Origin of the sequence: Mycobacterium kubicae (genome assembly GCF_015689175.1) — a bacterium.
Lineage (GTDB): Bacteria > Actinomycetota > Actinomycetes > Mycobacteriales > Mycobacteriaceae > Mycobacterium > Mycobacterium kubicae.
In genome coordinates this window covers 937,345-955,148 of the sequence record NZ_CP065047.1, presented here as the reverse complement: position 1 = coordinate 955,148, position 17,804 = coordinate 937,345, and the positions used below count along the sequence as shown (strand labels likewise).

The window sequence follows — 17,804 nt, the reverse complement described above, 5'->3', positions numbered from 1 at the left end:
GATGCCTAGGTGGCCAGTTTCGCGCAGTGGATCGCCGGCGCTCGCCCCCGCACCTTGCCCAACGCGGTGGCACCGGTGGTCGCCGGCACCGGCGCGGCGGCCTGGCTGCACGCGGCGGTCTGGTGGAAGGCGCTGCTGGCGCTGGTGGTGGCCCTGGCGCTGATCGTCGGGGTCAACTACGCCAACGACTACTCCGACGGCATCCGCGGCACCGACGACGACCGCGCCGGCCCGGTGCGCCTGGTGGGCTCGAAGCTGGCGGCCCCCCGCTCGGTGCTGGCCGCGGCGATCGCCTGCCTGGCGGTCGGGGCGGTGGCGGGCTTGGCGTTGGCGTTGGTCAGCTCGCCGTGGCTCATCGCCGTCGGGGCCGCCTGCATCGCCGGGGCCTGGCTGTACACCGGCGGCTCCAAACCGTACGGCTACTCCGGGTTCGGTGAGCTGGCCGTCTTCGTTTTCTTCGGCCTGGTCGCGGTGCTGGGCACGCAGTACACCCAGGCACTGCGCATCGACTGGGTCGGTGCGGTGCTGGCGGTCGGCACCGGGGCGCTGTCGTCCTCGGTGCTGGTCGCCAACAATCTGCGCGACATCCCCACCGATGCGCGCTCGCACAAAATCACCCTGGCGGTCCGGCTCGGCGACACCCGCACCCGCGTGCTCTACCAAGTGCTGCTGGCCGTCGCCGGCATCGCGACGGTGGTCTTGATGGCCGCCACGCCGTGGTGCGGGGTGGGACTGATCGCCACGCCGCTGGCGCTGCGTGCCGCCGGGCCGGTGCGCTCGGGCCGCGGCGGAGCCGAGCTGATCCCGGTGTTGCGGGACACCGGGCTGACCATGGTGGTGTGGGCGATCGCGGTGGCCGCGGCGTTGGCGGCACACTCTTGGGGACAACACTGAGGATGGGTATGACAGAAATCGCCTCGACCAGCGGCGCCAACACCGTCGGGTTGCTCAGCGTCGGGGCGTATCGCCCCGAGCGGGTGGTGACCAACGACGAGATATGCCAGCACATCGACTCTTCCGACGAATGGATCTACAGCCGCACCGGCATCAAGACCCGCCGGTTCGCCGCTGAGGACGAATCGGCGGCGTCCATGGCGATCGAGGCCAGCCGCCAAGCCATGGCCAAGGCCGATCTGGACGGGCCCGACATCGACGGCGTCATCGTCGCCACCAGCACCCACTTCCTGCAGACCCCGGCCTGCGCCCCGATGGTCGCCGCGACGTTGGGCACCCAGGGCGTGCCCGCCTTCGACATCTCGGCGGGCTGCGCCGGGTTCGGCTACGGGCTGGGCCTGGCCGCCGACATGATCAGCGGCGGCAGCGCCCGCACGATGCTGGTGATCGGCTCCGAGAAGCTGTCGCCCACGATGGACATGACCGACCGCAGCAACTGCTTCATCTTCGCCGACGGCGCCGCCGCGGTTGTGGTGGGACAGACCCCGACGCGCGGCATCGGGCCGACGGTGTGGGGCAGCGACGGCGAACAGGCTTCGGCGATCCGCCAGGACATCGACTGGATCACCCACGCGCAGAACCCGTCCGGGCCGCGCCCCTTCGTGCGGCTGGAGGGCACGGCGGTGTTTCGTTGGGCGGCCTTCGAGATGGTCAAAGTCGGTCAGCAGGCCATGGACGCCGCGGGCGTCAAAGCCGACGAGATCGACGTGTTCGTCCCGCACCAGGCCAACACCCGCATCAACGAACTGCTCGCAAAGAATCTCGAGTTGCGCGAGGACGCCGTCATCGCCAACGACATCGAGCACACCGGGAACACCTCGGCAGCGTCCATCCCGCTGGCGATGTCCGAGCTGCTGGGCAGCGGCGCCGCCAAACCCGGCGACTTGGCGTTGCTGCTCGGCTACGGGGCGGGCCTGAGCTACGCCGCGCAGGTCGTGCGGATGCCGCAGGGCTGAGCGCTACGAGTCGGGCGCCTTCTCGGGGGTCTCCCCCGGCTGGCCGGTCTCCCCGCGCAGTCGGGCCCGCAACTGGTCGCGTTCGCGGCGCCGCCGCTCGCCGGCCTCGGCCAGCGCGGCCGTGGCGCGCAGCCGCAGCGGGCGCAATACCCAGATGCCCAATGGCATCGCGATGATCAGACCGAACAGCGCGGCCACCACGATCGGGAATTCCGGCAGCCCCAGCAGTCGCGCCACCCCGTAGATGGCCGCGGTGAGAACCACGAACAGCAGCAACCGGGCCACGGCGTACACCACCACGTCCACCACGCCGCGGTGTTGCTGCGCCGCCTTGCCGCTAGGCGCTTCGGACATGGCCTGACCCTAGTGCGCGGGTATATTCGCAACCAGGAGGTGCCGAGTGGTTTACCTGGTCGTTGTCCTGGTGTTGGGGACGCTGATCTACATTGGCTGGCGCGCGACGCGGTCGCAGACGAGCCGTACGAAGACTCGCGTCATCGGACCCGACGACGACCCGGAGTTCCTGTGGCGGTTGGGACACGGGGACAACAACCCCCGCTAGCCGAAGTTCGGACTGGACTGCCGCTGGTCGGCGGGAAACCCGTCGGCGACGACGGCGGCCAACTCGACGAGCGCTTCGCGCGTCGACCTTTTCAGCCGGTCCAGATCGATCTCGGCGCCTTCTTCCAGATGCGGATCGAACGGCACCAGACGCACCGCGCGGCACCGCCGGGCGAAGTGCTCGACCACCTTCTGCATGTCCACTTTGCCGGTGCGCGGCCGGACCGCGTTGATCACCGCGATCGAATTGCGCACCAGATCCTCGTGGCCGTGGGCCTCTAGCCAGTCCAGCGTCGCCGACGCGCTGCGGGCGCCGTCGATGGATCCGGAGGCGACGACGATCAGCGCGTCGGATTTGGCCAGAATCGCCGACATCGCCGAATGCAGCAGTCCGGTGCCGCAGTCGGTGAGGACCAGGCCGTAGTACCGCTCCAAGATCTCCAGGGTGCGGGTGTAGTCGTCGGCGCCGAACTCTTCCGAAGCGGTCGGATCGGTCTCCGAGGCCAGCACTTCCAGCCCGCTGGGCGCCTGCGAGGTGTAGCCGCGCACGTCGCTGTAGCGCTCGACGCGCTGGGCGTCGCGCAGCAGGTGGCGCACGGTGGCCGAGGTCTGCAGCGGAATCTTCTGGCTCAAGGTGCCGCGGTCGGGGTTGGCGTCCACGGCGACCACCCGGTCACCGCGCACCGAAGCGAACGTCGAGCCCAGGGTGGCGGTGATCGTGGTCTTGCCCACGCCGCCCTTCAACGAGAGCACGGCGACTCGGTAGCAGCCCCGCAACGGCCGGTTCACCTGCGCGACGAGGTTGTTGTAGCGGGTGGCTCGCGGGCCCTCCCCCACGTTGATCAGCTGACCCGACAACACATAGAGCAGCCGCCGCCAGCCCTCCGATGGCGGCGGCTTGACCGGGCGCAGCAGCACGGTGGTGGACAGTTCCGGATACGGCGACTGGGGCACCAGTTCCGGGCGGTACTGCGGTTCGACCGGCCGTTCGGCGCGAGTGGCGGGCTCGGTGTAGTAGGCGCCGTAGGCGGTCGGGTCAACCCGCGGGGCGTTGGTCACCGGGCCGGTGGCGGGCCCGGCGTCCCACTGCGGCGCGGCGGGGGGCGCCTCGGTGGTCGGCGCTATCGGCGCGGCGGCGGTCTCCGGTCCCGCAGAGCGCCGTTCGGTGCGGAACCCGGCGAACGCGCGGGTCGCGGTGTCGCCGCCGGCTTCTGCGGGTGCATGCGGCTGGCTCGGCAGTTGCATGGTCGGGTGATCGGTGCCGGCGTTTCCCTCGTAGTTCCTCGACGTTCCTGTCGTCGGATGCTCTGACACGTGCCCGCTTCCCCCTTTTATGGCCCTTACATTTACTCGGCTCGTCTGTATGCCAACGATCAGCCGACGCCCGCGTACGAGTGCAGGCCGACGGTCACCAGGTTAACGAAGAACAGATTGAAGACCATGGCCACGAACCCGGCGACGTTGATCCAGGCGGCTTTGCGGTCCCGCCAACCCGCCGTCGACCGCGCATGCAGGTACGCCGCGTACACCACCCACGCGATGAACGAGACGGTCTCCTTGGGGTCCCAGCCCCAGTACCGGCCCCAGGCCTCCTCGGCCCAGATGGCGCCGAAGATCACCCCGAAGCCGAACACCGGGAAGGCGAAGATCGTGGTGCGGTAGGCGATCCGGTCCAGCGTCTGGGCATCGGGGAACCGTTGCACCATCCGCGCCAGCCGCCCGTCGGCGTCGGGTTCCCCCAGCCGGGAGGTGCGCAGCAGGAACAGGATGCTGGCGATCCCGGCCACCAGGAAGACTCCCGATCCCAGGCTGACCACCGACACGTGGATGGGCAGCCAATAGGACTGCAGCGCCGGCATCACCGGTGCGGCGTTGGCGTAGAGCCAGCGCCCGGAGACCGTCAGCAAGATCAACACTGGCACCAGCAGGAAGACCCACAGCGGCCGGTACTGCGGGCGGCGCAGCACGACGGCCCCGGCGACCAGCCCGGACAGGCAGGTCAGGTTGATGAACTCGTACATGTTGCCCCACGGCACCCGCATGGTCGCCGCACCGCGCAGCACGATGCAGGCCAGCAGCAGCGCGATGCCCAGGTAGGCCACGGCCAGACCTGCCCGCCCGACGCGTTCGTCCAACGGCCGCCGCGGCGCGTCCACCACGATTCCCGGGGTGGCGCTGTCGGTGGCGACCGATCCGGCCAGCACCAGTTCGCGCTCGTCGACCTTGCGGCCGCGGACGTAGGCCAACTCGAAGGCGAGCAGGAGCAGCGCGACCACCAGCGCGACGACGGCCGAGGTGAACGCCCAGTCGGAGTAGGTGGCCAGGCCGATATTTATGTTGGGGGTGTTCATGTGACGTCCACCTGCGATGTCCTCGTTGGCTCTGTCGGCTGCGGGGCGGCCGGTTCGGGCAGCCCGGCCAGCAGCCGCTCGGTCAGCCGCTCGAACTCGTCGCCCCACCCGGAGTTGTCGGTGCGCGCCAGGCCGCCGAGTTCGACGCTTACCGTACCCGGCGCCTCGGACACCGGGACCAGGCGAACCCACACCCGGCGGCGGCGCACCAGCAGGGAGACCAGCAGGCCGGCCATCATGGTGATCGCGAAGACCAGCACCCAGGTTTGCCCGGGGTCGTGGGAGACCTGCAGGTTGACGAACGGGACGGCGCCGTCGAAGCGCACGACGGTGCCCGCCGCCGGGCCCTGGTCGATGCGGACCTGATCCCCCACCCGCAGGTTGACCCGCTTCTCCTTGGTCAGCCGGCCCTGCTCGATCAGTCGGTGATCCAGGTTGAACAACGACTGCGGCCGCCCGGTGTCCAGGCCGGTGTCGCCGCGGTAGATGTCGACGGCCACCGCGGGGGCGTTCAGCGCCGGGAAGCGGGACGACAGCAGCGTGCCGTCGAGTTGTTCGGTCGGTGCCAGCAGACCCTGGATCGCGATCTGGTGTTTGCGCCGCTCGTCTGCGGTGGGATAGCTGCCGGCCGGCGGGTCGATGCGCGCGACGCCGGAGGACAGCAGCGTCTGCGGGTTGTCGGGGCGCCACTGCACGGTCGAGGTGCGGGTCTGCCCGTTCGGGAAGGTGACGGTGAAGGTCGGTGCGTAGCCGTGACCTTGCAGGTACACCCGGTCACCGCCGATGCGCAGCGGGTGGTTGACCTCGAGCCGGTAGGGCCGCCAGGTGTTGGCCGTCAGGTCGGTGCCGGACTGGTAGTCGATGTCCGCGGCGAACGAGGTGGCCTGTCCGCTCGGCAGGTAGTGGGCCTGGAAGTCGTTGACGCGCACGCAGATCGGATGCAGTGAGGTGCCGTCGACGGTGTTGCCGGCGCGAAAGGAGTCGAACGCGGCCGGTGAGGCCGAGCAGAACCCGGGGCCGCCGTCGGCGATGACGATGACGTTGCCCTCGTAGCCGAACAGCTTGCCGGCGGCGACCGCGACCAGCAGGCCGAGCAGGGAGAAGTGGAACACCAGGTTGCCGAATTCGCGCAGGTAGCCCTTTTCGGCGGAGACCTCTGCTGTGTTGTCCTGGCGCCGGATGGTGGTGCGCCAACCCCGCAACCGCCCCGCGACGGTGTCGGCCAGGCTGTCCAGCTCCTGGGCCGGGGCGCTCAGTTCTCGGTGGGCGTGCTTGGGCAGCCGGGACAGGTTGCGCGGTGCGGGCACCGGCGTGGCGCGCAGGCTGCGGGCGTGCTCGATGATCCGCGGGGTCAGGCATCCCACCAGCGAGACGAACAGCAGCACATAGATGGCGGTGAACCAGAAGCTGGAGAACACGTCGAAGGCCTGGACCGTGTCCAGCCAGGGCCCGATCACCGGGTGCGTTCTGAGGTACTCGTCGACCTTGCCGGCGTTGAGGCTGCGCTGGGGCAGCAGAGCCCCCGGGACGGCGCCGAGCGCGAGCAGGAACAGCAGCACCAGCGCGGTGCCCATTGAGGTCAACGAGCGCCACGTGTTGCGCAGCCAAGCGATGAGGCGACTCAAATCGGCAGCCTCACGTCGGAGACGAACGCGTCGCGCAACCACGAGACGAAGTCGTTCCACACACCGGTCACCAGCGCCGCGCCGACGGCGATCAGCAGCACCCCGCCGAAGACCTGGATGGCGCGGGTGTGCCGGCGCAGCCAGCCCAGCCCGGCGACCGCGCCCGCTGAACCGAACGCCAGCAGCACGAACGGAATCCCCAGCCCCAGGCAGTAGGCGATGACCAGCACAATGCCGCGCGCCACGCTGGCGCCGTCGGTGGCCGAGGCGACGGTGATCACCCCGGTCAGCGTCGGCCCCAGGCACGGGGTCCAGCCCAGCGCGAAGACCGCGCCGAGCAGCGGCGCCCCGGCGATGGTGGTGAACTGCCGGGGACTGAACCGGGCTTGCCGCTGCAGGGCCGGGATGAGTCCGACGAACACCAACCCCATGACGATGGTCAGCACGCCGCCCACCCGCTGCAGCACCAGCTGGTTGGTGATCAGGGTGGTCGTCATCCCGAGGACGACGACGGTGCCCAGGACGAACACGACGGTGAATCCGGCGACGAACAGCGCGGCCGAGCCCGCGACCCGCCACCGTGCCGCGGGCGGCGCCTTGACCGCGCCCCCGGTATCCGGCTCCGAAACCCCGACGACGGCCGCCAAGTACGACACGTAGCCCGGCACCAGCGGCACCACACATGGGGAGGCGAACGACACCAACCCGGCCAGCAGGCAGACCCCCATCGCCACCAGCAGCGGACCGGCGGCGGCGAGGTGGGCGAACCCGCTCATTGCGGTCCCGGCGAGTTCTGGGCCGCCGGGTCCTTCTCGGCCGCCACCCGTTGCACCACCGGCTGCAGATCATCGGCCAGCAGTTCCCGCAGGAACACCGCGGCCACCCGGTGCTGGCGGTCGAGCACCAGCGTGGACGGGATGACGGTGGTGGGGTACTTCCCGCCGAACGCGATCAGGGTGCGCATCGCCGGGTCGTAGATCGACGGGTACGTCACCTGCCGGTCGGTGACGAAGTCCAGCGGCGCCTGACGGTTGTTGTCGCGCACGTCGATGCCCAGGAACGACACTCCGCTGCCCCGGGTGGCCGCATAGACCCGCTGCAGTTGGCTGACCTCGGCGCGGCACGGACCGCACCACTGGCCCCAGACGTTGACGATGACGACCTGCCCGGTGAAGTCGTCCAGCGACACCTGGCGCGACGGGTCGGTGAGGTCGGGCCCGGACAACTTGCCCGGGCGGCCGCGACTGGCCGGCGGGTCGTAGAAGATGTCGGTCTTCCCGCCCGGTGACACGAACTCGAAGGTGCCGCCCTGCGCGACGGCGTCGCGCCCGGAGCAGCCGGTCAGCAGTGCCGCCAGCACCGCTGCGGCGATCACCAGCCGACGCATCGTCAAACGCCTGCCGCCGGTTCGGCATAGGAGATGTCGACCAACCGGTCGCCGTCGTAGGTCAGCGTGGTCACCGACGCGAGCCCGCATTCGCGGCGGCGCGGGTCGTGCCACAGCCGTTTGCCGCTCAAGAACAGCCGCAGCGTCCAGACCGGCAGTTGGTGGCTGACGCACACCACCTCGTGGCCGGCGCCGCGGGCGCGAGCCTTGTCCACCGCGGTCGACATCCGGTCGGCGACCTGTGTGTACGGCTCGCCCCAGGACGGCGTGAACGGGTTGCGCAGCTGCCACCACACCCGTGGGTCGCGCCAGGCGCCGTCGCCCGGGCCGACCCGCCGGCCTTCGAAGAAGTTCGCCGACTCGATCAGGTCGGGATCGGTGTCGACGGGCAGATCGTGTTCGGCGGCGATCGGCGCGGCGGTCTCCTGCGCCCGTTGCAACGGCGAGGCGATGACGGCGACGACGTCGCGCTCGGCCAGGAAGTCGGCGACCGCGGCCGCTTGGGCACGGCCCCGCTCGGACAGGCGGAAGCCGGGCAGCCGCCCGTAGAGGACGCCGGTGGGGTTGTGCACCTCGCCGTGGCGCACCACGTGTACGCGGGTCTGCTCGGCCATCAGGACGGGTCCTTCCGGGCGGTCGCGGCGGCGCGGGCGGCCGCCGGCAGCGCGGCGGCGATCCGCTCGAACGCATCGTCGTCCAGGGCCGCGGAGACGAACCACGCCTCGAAGGCACTGCACGGCGGGTAGACCCCGGCATCCAGCAGCGCATGAAAGAACGGTGGATAACGCCACGTTTCGCTGGCCCGCGCCGCGGCGTAGTCGGTCACCGGCGCGTCGACGAAGAACACGCTGAGCATGTTGCCGGCGCGCGGAATCTGATGTGTCACACCGGCATCGGTCAGCGACTCCGCCAGCAGCGCGGCCAGCCGGTCGGCGTTGGCGTCCAGGGCGGCATAGACGGCGTCGTTGGCCGCGCGCAGCGTGGCCAGTCCCGCGGCCATGGCGACCGGATTGCCCGACAGCGTGCCGGCTTGGTACACCGGCCCCAGCGGCGCGAGCCGCTCCATGACGTCGGCGCGCCCGCCGAATGCGGCCGCGGGCAATCCGCCGCTCATCACCTTGCCGAAGGTGAACAGGTCCGCCGCGACGGGATCTATTCCATACCAACCACTTCGGGTCACCCGGAAGCCGGTCATCACCTCATCGCTGATCAGCAACGCGCCGTGCTCGGCGGTGACCTCGCGCAGCGCAGCGTTGTACCCGGGCACGGGCGGCACCACGCCCATGTTGCCGGGGCTGGCTTCGGTGATCACCGCGGCGATGTCCGCACCGAAGCTGGCGAAGGTCTGCCGCACGGCGTCGATGTCGTTGTAGGGCAACACGATCGTGTCGGCCGCGGCGGCGCCGGTGACCCCGGGCGTGGACGGCAGACCCAGGGTGGCCACCCCGGAACCCGCGTCGGCCAGCAGCGCGTCGACATGGCCGTGGTAGCAGCCGGAGAACTTGATGATCTTGGACCGCCCGGTGAACCCGCGGGCCAGGCGCACCGCGCTCATGGTCGCCTCGGTGCCGGAATTGACGAAGCGGATCCGCTCTACCGGCGTCACCCGGCCGATGATTTCGGCGGCCAACTGGCTCTCGGTCGGGGTCGGCGCCCCGAACGACAGTCCATGCGCGGCGGCCGCGGCCACGGCGTCGACGACGGCCGGGTGCGCGTGCCCGAGGATCATCGGGCCCCAAGAGCTGACCAGGTCCACGTACCGGTTGCCGTCGGCGTCGGTGAGCCAGCAATCGTGGGCCTCGGTGATGAAGCGGGGGGTGCCGCCGACCGCGGTGAAGGCCCGCACCGGAGAGTTCACGCCGCCGGGGATGAGGGCGCAGGCGTCCCGGAACAGCTGCGCCGAGGCCGCCACGGAGGCCGCGGCGTGAGTCGCCTGGTCAATACCCATGACAACCAGTGTTCCAGCAGCTGAGAATCGGCTCGACTACAGGGTGTAGTTGTTCGCCACGGGCTGACACTGCGGCGCTCAGCCCCCGGCCGCGGTGAGCGCGAATACCGGGTGATCTGCCGGATCGGGCAGTTTGCGGAAGTACCCCTCGACGACTTTTCCCGCTTTCTTGCGATAGGCAGCCAAGATCGGCGGGCGCTGCTGGGCCGGGATCTCGCGGGCCACGTACTTCGTAGTGCCGGACTTGTCGGTCACAGTGACGTCGGGGTTGGCTCGTACGTTCTTGACCCATTGCGATTCTCCGCGCGTCGACACCAGATACTTGGTGCCGCCGACATCGACCGTGACGACGGGAATCTGCTGCGGTTGCCCGGTGCTGCGCGTGGTCACGGTCAACGTTTCGCTGTTGCTGATCCCGGTGGCCATCGCTATCCGGTTGAAGATCTTGACGGTGAACCAGGGCGGCTTGAGGTAGGCCATGGGTCAAGAGTTTGATTGCTGCATGGAAATGCCTCAAGGGCTGGCCCGCTTCAACCGGCGCGTCACCAACCCTGTGCAGCGACTGTGGGCGGGGTGGCTGCCGCCGTTCGGGATCGTCGAACACGTCGGACGGCGGTCCGGCAAGCAGTACCGCACCCCGGTCAACGTGTTCACCACCAACGTCAACGGCACTCCCGGTGTGGCCATCATGCTGACCTACGGCCCCGACCGCGACTGGCTGAAGAACCTCAAAGCCGCCAGTGGCGGACGGTTGCGGCGCAACGGCAAGAGCATGGGCATCGCCGAACCGCGCGTGGTCAGCAAGGCAGAAGCCGCACAGTATGTGACCCGCGGCTGGCAGCCGATTTTCGCGCGGCTGCCGTTCGAGCAAGCGGTGCTGCTGGACACCACCCGGTGAGGCCGCCGGCCCGCTGATGCGCATCACCGCCATCCGGGAGCGCCCGGTCGGGCTGCAGGCCGGCGCGCGGGGCGGTCCGGCCAACGCGATGGTGAACTTCACCCACCACACGGTCTCGCTGGTCGCCGTCAGCACTGATGTGATCCGCGACGGACGTCCGGTGGTCGGAGTGGCGTTCGATTCGATCGGCCGCTTCGCCCAGAGCGGCATCCTGCGCGACCGCATGATTCCCCGGGTGCTGGCGGCCGCGCCCGACGCCCTGCTAGACGACTCGGGGCGCATCGACCCGGCCGCGGTGCTGGCGTGTGCCCTGCGCGATGAGAAGCCGGGCGGCCACGGGGACCGGGCCGCGGCGGCCGCCGCGCTGGAGCTGGCGTGCTGGGACCTCGCCGCCAAATTCGACGACGAGCCGGCTTACGCGACCATCGCCCGTCACACCGGGCGGACGCCGGCGCCCGCGGTCGCGGTTTACGCCGCCGGCGGCTACTACTACCCACACCAGGGCGAGGCCGGGCTGCGCGAGGAGATGCGCGGTTACCTCGCGGCGGGCTACGACGCGGTCAAGATGAAGATCGGCGGCGCCGCGCTGGCCGAGGACCTGGTCCGAATCGAGGCGGTCCTCGACCTCGTCGGTGACCCGGCGCGGGTGGCGGTCGACGCCAACGGCAGATTCGACCGGGCCGCCGCGACGCGCTGGGCGGCGGCCGTGGCGCCCTACGGGTTGCGCTGGTACGAAGAGCCCGGCGATCCGCTGGATTTCGCGTTGAACAGTGCGGTGACGGCCTGTTACGACGGGGCGGTCGCCACCGGCGAGAACCTCTTCTCGGTCCCCGACGTCACCAACCTGATCCGCTACGGCGGCATGCGGCCCGGGTGCGACATCTTCCAGATGGACCCGGGCCTGAGCTACGGACTGACCCATTACCTGCAGATGCTCGAGGTGCTGGAAGCTCACGGCTTCGATCGCCGGTGGGCGTTTCCGCACGGCGGTCATCTGATCAACTTGCACGTCGCGGCCGGGCTGGGTCTGGGTGGCTGCGAGTCGTATCCGGGCGTCTTCGGCCCGTTCGGCGGCTATTCCGACGGTTGCCTGCCGCAACAGGGCATGATCGCACCGCCGGACACCCCGGGCTTCGGGCTCGAATACAAAGCGGGCCTGGGCGAGCTGATCACCGAACTGACGGCCTGACCGCGGGAGGACGCGCATGAAAATCGCGGTAATCGGTTGCGGCGCCATGGGTTCGGTCTATGCCGCCCGACTCGCCGCGGCGGGCAACGACGTGGTCGTCGTCGACCGTCACCAGGACAGCATCGAAGCCATCACCCGGGACGGGTTGCGCGTCACCGGCCCCGGCTATGACCACACGGTGCCGCTGCGAGCCGCCGGCACCGCACCGGCCGAACCGATGGACCTGGTCGTGCTGGCGGTCAAGGCCGCCGACGTGAGCACCGGTGCGCAGCAGGCACTTTCGATGCTGGGGCCGGGCACCGCGGTGCTGACCATCCAGAATGGGCTCGGATCTGCCGACACCGTCGCCGCGATCGTGGGTGAGCACCGCGTCGCGGTCGGCATCGCCAGCGGGTTCGGCGCCGCGAGGATCGCGCCGGCCCATGTGCACCACAACGCCATGCGCGCCGTGCGCTTCGGGGCCTATTCGTCGCTGCCGCATACGACGGTCGAGTCGATCGCCGGGGTGTGGGCCGATGCCGGGTTCGACGCGGCCGCCGTCACCGACATCGCCGCCATGCAGTGGGAGAAGCTGATCTGCAACGTCGCCTACAGCGCGCCGTGCGCGCTGACCGGCATGACGGTGGGACAGGTGATGGACGATCCGCAGGTCGGCCCGGTGAGCCGTGCGGCGGCCACCGAGGCATGGGCGGTGGCCCGCGCGTCGGACATCGCGATCGCCGTCACCGATCCGGTCGCACACGTCCGCGCCTTCGGCGCGGGCATGCCCGACGCCAAGCCGTCGGCGCTGCTCGACCACGAGGCGCGCCGGCGCAGCGAAATCGACGTCATCAACGGGGCGATTCCGCGCCAGGGCGCGCGCGTCGGCGTCGAGGCGCCGGTCAACGCCACCTTGACCGCGGTGGTCACCGCGATCGAAAGACAATGGGCGTCAAGACCACCGGATTAGCCGCGTGGAGCACGATTCCGCGGGTACCCACGGGGATGACCGGTAGGAGGAGATGACCTGTGGCTGACGGAAGCCGACAGCAGCGACTGACCAAGCGCGTCGAGGAGTTGTTTGCCAACGACCCGCAATTTCGCGCCGCGGCGGTGATACCGGAGGTGACCCAGGCGGCGCATCGGCCGGGACTGCGGCTTTCCGAGATCGTCGACACCTATCTGCAGGGGTACGCCGACCGGCCCGCGCTGGGGCAGCGCGCCGGTGAGGTGACCCGCGACGACACCACCGGCAATGCCACCACCACCCTGCTGTCGGGATTCGAGACCATCACCTACCGCGAGCTGCGCGAGCGCGTGGTGGCGTTGGCCAACGCCTGGCACGCCGGTTTGCCCGGCGGGTTCACCCCCGGTGATTTCGTGGCGGTGTTGGGCTTCACCAGCGTCGACTACGCCGTCAACTACCTGGCGTGCATCCGCTTGGGTGCAGTGTTCGTGCCGCTGCAAACCAGTTCCACGGCCGCCCAACTCAAACCCATTGTCACCGAGACGCAGCCCAGGGTCTTCGCCGTCAGCGTCGAATCCCTGGAGGTAGCCGTCGACGTCATCAGCGACGTGGCCTCGGTGCAACGCCTGGTGGTCTTCGACTACACCGGCGAAGACGACAGTCAACGGCAACGCTTCGAACATGCCACCGCCCGGCTGGTCGACGCCGGACATCGGGCGCAGGTGGTGTCGCTGGCCGCAGAGCTCGAGTCCGGTCGGACGCTGGAACCGAACCCGGCTTTCGTGCCGGCCGCAGGCGAAAACCCGCTCGCCACCCTGATTTACACCTCGGGCAGCACCGGGGCGCCCAAGGGCGCGATGTACACCAGCGATATGAAGACGCGGCTGTGGCAGCGCCCGCACAGCCCTTCGGTGGACATCGGCATCCAGATCCCCGCCATTCACCTGCAGTACATGCCGCTCTCCCACGTCTACGGGCTGGAATGGCTGATCGCCACGTTGTCGTCCGGCGGCATCGGCTATTTCGCCGCCAAGAGCGACATGTCCACCTTGTTCGAAGACATCGCTTTGGTGCGTCCCACCGCCTTGAACCTGGTTCCGCGGGTGTGCGACATGTTCTTTCGGCGCTACCGCCGCGAACTCGACCAGCGCTCTGCCGGCGGTCTGACCGAAGAACAGCTCGACGACATGGTGAAAGCCGAACTGCGGCAAGACTTCATCGGCGGACGCGTGCTCTCGGCGATGTGCGGCAGCGCACCGCTGTCCAAGCAGATGCACGCGTTCATGGAGTCGTTGCTCGACGTATCGGTCACCAACGGCTATGGCGCCACCGAGACCGGCGGCGGCATTCTGCGCAACGGCATCATCCGCCGTCCCCCGGTAACCGAATACAAGCTGGTCGACGTGCCCGAGTTGGGCTACTTCACCACCGACAAACCGCATCCGCGCGGTGAACTTCACGTCAAGGCCACCACGGTCATCCCCGGATACTTCAAGCATCCGGAGTTGTCGGCGCAGATCTTCGACGACGACGGGTTCTACAAGACCGGCGACATCATGGCCGAGGTAGGACCGGATCACCTGGTGTACCTGGACCGCAGCAACAACGTCATCAAACTGTCCCAGGGCGAGTTCGTCGCGGTGTCCCAATTGGAGGCCACCTTCTCCACCAGCCCCTACATCCGGCAGATCTTCCTGTACGGCAGCAGCGAACAACCCTTCCTGCTGGCCGTCATCGTGCCCAACACCGACGCCATCGGGGATGCGGACCCGCACGCCCTTATCGCGGAATCGCTGCAGCGGATCGCCGGGGAAGCCCACCTGAACGCCTACGAAGTTCCGCGCGACTTCCTGCTCGAGTCCGAGCGCTTCACCCGCGACAACGGGTTGCTGTCGGGGGTGGGCAAGCTGCTGCGCCCGGCGTTGAAAGCACGCTACGGCGAACGCCTGGAAGCGATGTACGCCGACATCGAAGCCAGTCAGGGCAACCAACTCGACGAGCTGCGCGCGGCCAGCCGCGAGCTGCCCACCCTCGACACGGTCCGGCGGGCCGCCGCGGCCACCTTGGGTGTTCCCGTCGATGACGGGCTGGGCGCCGACGCGCGTTTCATTGAGCTGGGCGGTGATTCGCTATCGGCGTTCTCGTTCGCCACGCTGCTGGAGTCGATCTACGACATCGACGTCCCCGTGCAGACGATCGTCAGCCCTACCGCCACCTTGGCCACCATCGCCAAATACATTGACGGAGAACGTACTTCGGTGTCCACGCGTCCCACGTTCGCGTCGGTGCACGGTCGGGGTGCCACCGTCGCCCGCGCGGCGGATCTGACGCTGGACAAGTTCATCGACGCCGACACACTGACGGCCGCCCGCGACATGACCGCACCCAGCGGCCCGGTCAACACCGTGCTACTGACCGGCGCCAACGGTTATCTCGGCAGGTTCTTGTGCCTGGAGTGGCTGGAACGGCTGGCCGCCAGCGGCGGCACGGTCATCTGCCTGGCCCGCGGCGCCGACCCGATCGCCGGGCGCCAGCGCATCGAGGCCGCCATGGACAGCGGCGACGACGAATTGTGTTCGCGATTCCGGGAATTGGCAGACAAACACCTCAAAGTTCTGGTCGGCGATGTGGGCGCGGCCAATCTGGGCTTGGACCAGGCCACCTATGACCGGCTTGCCGAGTCGGTGGACCTCATCGTGCATTCGGCCGCTCTGGTCAATCACGTACTGCCCTACAGTCAACTCTTCGGACCCAACGTCGTGGGCACCAGCGAGATCATCAAACTGGCAATCACCAAGCGGCTCAAGCCGATCAACTACATCTCGACCGTGGCCGTGACGGCCCTACCCGACGGCGGGTTCCTCGGCGAAGACGTGGACGTCCGCTCGGCCAGCCCGTCTCGGTCCCTCGACGAGTCCTACGCCAGCGGCTACGCGACCAGCAAATGGGCCGGTGAGGTGCTGCTGCGCGAGGCGCATGACTTGTGCGGCGTTCCAGTGGCGGTGTTCCGCTCGGACATGATCTTGGCGCACACCCGCTATTCCGGTCAGCTCAACGTGCCCGACATGTTCACCCGGCTGATGTTGAGTGTGGTCGCCACCGGACTGGCCCCGCGCTCGTTCTACCAACTCGACGCGTCGGGCAACCCCCAACGCGCCCACTATGACGGGCTGCCAGCCGATTTCACCGCCGAGGCCATCACCACCCTGGGCGGGCACTGCACCGAGGGCTACCACACCTACAACGTGCTCAACACCCACGACGACGGTGTTTCGCTGGACACCTTCGTCGACTGGCTCGTCGCCTCCGGTCACCACATCGATCGCATCGACGATTACCGCGACTGGCTCACCAGGTTCGAGGCGGCCATGAAGGCGCTGCCCGAAACGCAGCGGCGAAACTCGCTGCTGCCGTTGATGACCGCCTACGCCAAGCCGGGTAAGCCCACCCAAGGCACCGGGGTGCCCGCCGAAAAGTTCCGTGCCGCAGTTCAATCCGCCGGCATCGGCGCCACCAAGGACGTGCCGCATCTCGACGAGGCGTTGATCGACAAATACGTCACCGATCTCGAACAACTTGGCTTGCTGGACGCCCACGCTGGCGCCTCCGCGCGATGACATACACGACGACCACCACCACCCAGGACAACAGGCTGAGCCACAACTGGCTGCGCGCGGAGTGGTCGAACGCCATCTGGACCAGCACCGCGACGATTCCGACGACGGTGAGAATCGACAGCACCGGAAAGAACCACATCTTCACCGGCAGCTTGTCCACGGCGGTGCGGCGGCGCAGCACGATCTGCGACAGCGCGATGAGCAAGTAGACGAACAACACCACCGCGCCCGAGGAATTGAGCAGGAACAGAAACACCGTTCCCGGCGCCAGCCAGGCCATGAGCACGCAGCAGAAGCCCACCGCCGAAGAACACAGGATTGCGATGTGCGGTACGCCGCGGCGACTGAGCTGGACCAGCCGGGTGGGCGCTTCACCACGCGCGGCGAGCACGAACAGCATCCGAGATCCGGTGTAGAGCCCCGAATTCAGGCTGGACAGCACCGCGGTGAGCACCACGGCATTCATCAGTTGGTCCGCGCCAGGCAATCCCATGTGTTTGAGTGCGGCGACGTACGGCGAGACGCCCACATCGACTGAGTCCCACGGCAGGATCGTCACCAAGAGGAACACCGAACCGACGAAGAAGATGACGATGCGCGCGACTACGGTCCTGGTCGCCCGCGCGATGGCGCGCTGCGGGTCCCGGCTCTCCGCGGCGGCGATGGTGACCACCTCGGCGCCGACCATGGAGAAGATGACCACCAGGATGGCGGCGAAGACCGCCCCGATGCCGTGCGGAAAGAACCCACCGTGCGAGTGCAGGTTGCTGAAGTCCAGGTGCCGGTGCGGCAACAGCCCGAGGACGAACGCGCTACCGATGCCCAGGAAAACGACGATGGTGGCGACTTTGATTCCGGCGAACCAGAATTCGAACTCGCCGAACGAGCCGACGGAAAACAAGTTGGTGCCGGTCATCAACAACATCAGGCCCAACGACAGCAGCCAGAGCGGCGCGTGGAACCAGTAGTTGAGGACCTTGCCGCCGGCGACCGCCTCGAAGCCGACCACGATCACCCAGAAGTACCAATACAGCCAGCCGACGGAGAAGCCTGCCCAACCGCCGAGCGCCTCGCCGGCGTAATCGGCGAACGACCCGGTCGACGGGTGGGCCGCGGCCATCTCGCCGAGCATCCGCATCACCAGCACGATCAGCAGACCGCAGACGGCGTAGGTGAGGAACGCGGCCGGCCCGGTGTCCCGAATCACCACGGCCGAACCGACGAACAGGCCCGCGCCGATGACCCCGCCGATGGCGATCATGTTCAGCTGCCGCTGGGACAACCCTTGGCGCAGTTGCGGAGTGCTATCCATGGTCGCCTAACCACAACACATTCCCGGGCAGCGCACCACTGAACACGCGTCTGTGGCGAA

The 17,804-nt window shown here is 68.7% G+C and carries 17 protein-coding genes; 7 read left to right on the top strand and 10 right to left on the bottom strand.

The window, feature by feature from the left end; translation table 11 throughout:
* Positions 1-9: 9 nt before the first annotated feature.
* Both I2456_RS04480 and I2456_RS04475 read left to right on the top strand, forming a co-directional pair.
* A complete protein-coding gene (locus I2456_RS04480; protein WP_085075015.1) occupies positions 10-894 on the top strand; it encodes a 1,4-dihydroxy-2-naphthoate polyprenyltransferase in 885 nt (294 codons plus the stop codon).
* 8 nt (positions 895-902) lie between these two features.
* On the top strand, positions 903-1,910 hold the full coding sequence (locus I2456_RS04475) for a beta-ketoacyl-ACP synthase III (RefSeq protein WP_068022879.1): 1,008 nt from the start codon (positions 903-905) through the stop codon (positions 1,908-1,910).
* 3 nt (positions 1,911-1,913) lie between these two features.
* Here the strand turns inward: I2456_RS04475 and I2456_RS04470 are convergent, their stop codons facing one another.
* Positions 1,914-2,264: a DUF4229 domain-containing protein gene (locus tag I2456_RS04470; protein WP_068022247.1), complete on the bottom strand. Its 351-nt coding sequence runs from the start codon at positions 2,262-2,264 to the stop codon at positions 1,914-1,916.
* A 46-nt stretch (positions 2,265-2,310) separates the two neighbouring features.
* Between I2456_RS04470 and I2456_RS04465 the strand changes: the two genes are divergently transcribed.
* Positions 2,311-2,472, top strand: a complete 162-nt coding sequence (locus tag I2456_RS04465; protein WP_116645592.1) for a hypothetical protein — start codon at positions 2,311-2,313, stop codon at positions 2,470-2,472.
* Here I2456_RS04465 and I2456_RS04460 read toward each other — a convergent pair.
* The 8 genes from I2456_RS04460 to I2456_RS04425 all read right to left on the bottom strand — a co-directional run bounded on the left by I2456_RS04460 (position 2,469) and on the right by I2456_RS04425 (position 10,262).
* Complete coding sequence (locus I2456_RS04460; RefSeq protein WP_371869909.1) at positions 2,469-3,785, bottom strand: MinD/ParA family ATP-binding protein; 1,317 nt, start codon at positions 3,783-3,785, stop codon at positions 2,469-2,471. The genes I2456_RS04465 and I2456_RS04460 overlap by 4 nt on opposite strands.
* Before the next feature lie 59 nt (positions 3,786-3,844).
* Positions 3,845-4,822 carry a c-type cytochrome biogenesis protein CcsB gene (ccsB, locus tag I2456_RS04455; protein WP_068157136.1) on the bottom strand — a complete coding sequence of 326 codons (978 nt, stop codon included), beginning with the start codon at positions 4,820-4,822 and terminating at the stop codon, positions 3,845-3,847.
* Positions 4,819-6,396: a cytochrome c biogenesis protein ResB gene (locus tag I2456_RS04450; RefSeq protein WP_085075017.1), complete on the bottom strand. Its 1,578-nt coding sequence runs from the start codon at positions 6,394-6,396 to the stop codon at positions 4,819-4,821. Before I2456_RS04450 ends, ccsB begins: the two co-directional genes overlap by 4 nt.
* Positions 6,397-6,443: 47 nt before the next feature.
* On the bottom strand, positions 6,444-7,223 hold the full coding sequence (locus tag I2456_RS04445) for a cytochrome c biogenesis CcdA family protein (protein ID WP_085075018.1): 780 nt from the start codon (positions 7,221-7,223) through the stop codon (positions 6,444-6,446).
* Complete coding sequence (locus I2456_RS04440; RefSeq protein ID WP_085075019.1) at positions 7,220-7,834, bottom strand: TlpA disulfide reductase family protein; 615 nt, start codon at positions 7,832-7,834, stop codon at positions 7,220-7,222. The genes I2456_RS04445 and I2456_RS04440 overlap by 4 nt, the downstream gene beginning before the upstream one ends.
* 2 nt (positions 7,835-7,836) lie before the next feature.
* Positions 7,837-8,448: a histidine phosphatase family protein gene (locus tag I2456_RS04435; protein WP_068157124.1), complete on the bottom strand. Its 612-nt coding sequence runs from the start codon at positions 8,446-8,448 to the stop codon at positions 7,837-7,839.
* Entirely contained in the window at positions 8,448-9,782 is a 1,335-nt protein-coding gene (hemL, locus tag I2456_RS04430) for a glutamate-1-semialdehyde 2,1-aminomutase (protein ID WP_085075020.1), read from the bottom strand. The genes I2456_RS04435 and hemL overlap by 1 nt, the downstream gene beginning before the upstream one ends.
* 78 nt (positions 9,783-9,860) lie before the next feature.
* Positions 9,861-10,262, bottom strand: a complete 402-nt coding sequence (locus I2456_RS04425) for a nitroreductase family deazaflavin-dependent oxidoreductase (RefSeq protein WP_068022265.1) — start codon at positions 10,260-10,262, stop codon at positions 9,861-9,863.
* Between the two features lie 22 nt (positions 10,263-10,284).
* On the opposite strand from I2456_RS04425, the gene I2456_RS04420 reads away from it, so the two are divergent.
* Genes I2456_RS04420 through car form a run of 4 tightly spaced genes read left to right on the top strand, consistent with a single transcriptional unit; the run spans position 10,285 to position 16,432 of the window.
* Positions 10,285-10,680, top strand: coding sequence for a nitroreductase family deazaflavin-dependent oxidoreductase (locus I2456_RS04420; RefSeq protein ID WP_068022267.1), 396 nt, complete (start codon positions 10,285-10,287; stop codon positions 10,678-10,680).
* A 16-nt stretch (positions 10,681-10,696) separates the two neighbouring features.
* Positions 10,697-11,869 carry an enolase C-terminal domain-like protein gene (locus tag I2456_RS04415; protein WP_085075021.1) on the top strand — a complete coding sequence of 391 codons (1,173 nt, stop codon included), beginning with the start codon at positions 10,697-10,699 and terminating at the stop codon, positions 11,867-11,869.
* Positions 11,870-11,885: 16 nt separating this feature from the next.
* Positions 11,886-12,818, top strand: coding sequence for a ketopantoate reductase family protein (locus I2456_RS04410; protein ID WP_085075022.1), 933 nt, complete (start codon positions 11,886-11,888; stop codon positions 12,816-12,818).
* Positions 12,819-12,877: 59 nt separating this feature from the next.
* Complete coding sequence (car, locus tag I2456_RS04405) at positions 12,878-16,432, top strand: carboxylic acid reductase (RefSeq protein WP_139823261.1); 3,555 nt, start codon at positions 12,878-12,880, stop codon at positions 16,430-16,432.
* On the opposite strand, the gene I2456_RS04400 is transcribed toward car, so the two are convergent.
* Complete coding sequence (locus I2456_RS04400) at positions 16,374-17,744, bottom strand: amino acid permease (RefSeq protein WP_085075023.1); 1,371 nt, start codon at positions 17,742-17,744, stop codon at positions 16,374-16,376. The genes car and I2456_RS04400 overlap by 59 nt on opposite strands.
* Positions 17,745-17,804: the final 60 nt, after the last annotated feature.

Excerpts from the sequence above, each read along its gene's own strand:
- I2456_RS04420 (WP_068022267.1), top strand. The coding sequence starts at position 10,285 with ATGGAAATGCCTCAAGGGCTGGCCCGCTTCAACCGGCGCGTCACCAAC.
- hemL (WP_085075020.1), bottom strand. The coding sequence starts at position 9,782 with ATGGGTATTGACCAGGCGACTCACGCCGCGGCCTCCGTGGCGGCCTCG.
- I2456_RS04450 (WP_085075017.1), bottom strand. The coding sequence starts at position 6,396 with ATGGGCACCGCGCTGGTGCTGCTGTTCCTGCTCGCGCTCGGCGCCGTC.
- I2456_RS04415 (WP_085075021.1), top strand. The coding sequence starts at position 10,697 with ATGCGCATCACCGCCATCCGGGAGCGCCCGGTCGGGCTGCAGGCCGGC.
- I2456_RS04470 (WP_068022247.1), bottom strand. The coding sequence starts at position 2,264 with ATGTCCGAAGCGCCTAGCGGCAAGGCGGCGCAGCAACACCGCGGCGTG.
- I2456_RS04440 (WP_085075019.1), bottom strand. The coding sequence starts at position 7,834 with ATGCGTCGGCTGGTGATCGCCGCAGCGGTGCTGGCGGCACTGCTGACC.
- I2456_RS04435 (WP_068157124.1), bottom strand. The coding sequence starts at position 8,448 with ATGGCCGAGCAGACCCGCGTACACGTGGTGCGCCACGGCGAGGTGCAC.
- I2456_RS04425 (WP_068022265.1), bottom strand. The coding sequence starts at position 10,262 with ATGGCCTACCTCAAGCCGCCCTGGTTCACCGTCAAGATCTTCAACCGG.
- ccsB (WP_068157136.1), bottom strand. The coding sequence starts at position 4,822 with ATGAACACCCCCAACATAAATATCGGCCTGGCCACCTACTCCGACTGG.
- I2456_RS04400 (WP_085075023.1), bottom strand. The coding sequence starts at position 17,744 with ATGGATAGCACTCCGCAACTGCGCCAAGGGTTGTCCCAGCGGCAGCTG.
- I2456_RS04475 (WP_068022879.1), top strand. The coding sequence starts at position 903 with ATGACAGAAATCGCCTCGACCAGCGGCGCCAACACCGTCGGGTTGCTC.
- I2456_RS04410 (WP_085075022.1), top strand. The coding sequence starts at position 11,886 with ATGAAAATCGCGGTAATCGGTTGCGGCGCCATGGGTTCGGTCTATGCC.
- I2456_RS04445 (WP_085075018.1), bottom strand. The coding sequence starts at position 7,223 with ATGAGCGGGTTCGCCCACCTCGCCGCCGCCGGTCCGCTGCTGGTGGCG.